This window comes from Brevibacterium sp. R8603A2 (assembly GCF_023072605.1).
In the GTDB taxonomy this organism is placed as follows: Bacteria; Actinomycetota; Actinomycetes; order Actinomycetales; family Brevibacteriaceae; genus Brevibacterium; species Brevibacterium pityocampae.
On the sequence record NZ_JALLGN010000050.1, the window covers coordinates 1 to 282 of the forward strand.

At 63.1% G+C, this 282-nt stretch carries 1 protein-coding gene; it reads left to right on the plus strand.

The genetic code is table 11. From position 1 onward, the window contains the following. The coding region (locus tag MTQ12_RS14850; protein WP_247619230.1) for an integrase core domain-containing protein at window positions 1-282 on the plus strand (282 nt) is incomplete at both ends.

Here is a 282-nt window from a genome sequence, read left to right on the forward strand (position 1 = left end):
TGGCTCTGGCGGCGAAGTACCGGGCCGGGCACGATGTATCCGGGCTCGTTCACCACTCGGATCGCGGAGTCCAGTTCCGCTCGATTCGCTATGGCGAGACGCTGGCTGAGTCTGCGATCGTGGCATCAGTGGGTTCGCGGGGCGATTCCTTCGATAACGCGATGGCCGAGGCGCTGAACTCGGTGTACAAGGCCGAACTGATCGACCGGCGGGAGTGGTCGGGAGTGATCGAAGTGATGGCCGAGACGTCGAAGTGGGTGGCTTGGTACAACCACGTCCGAC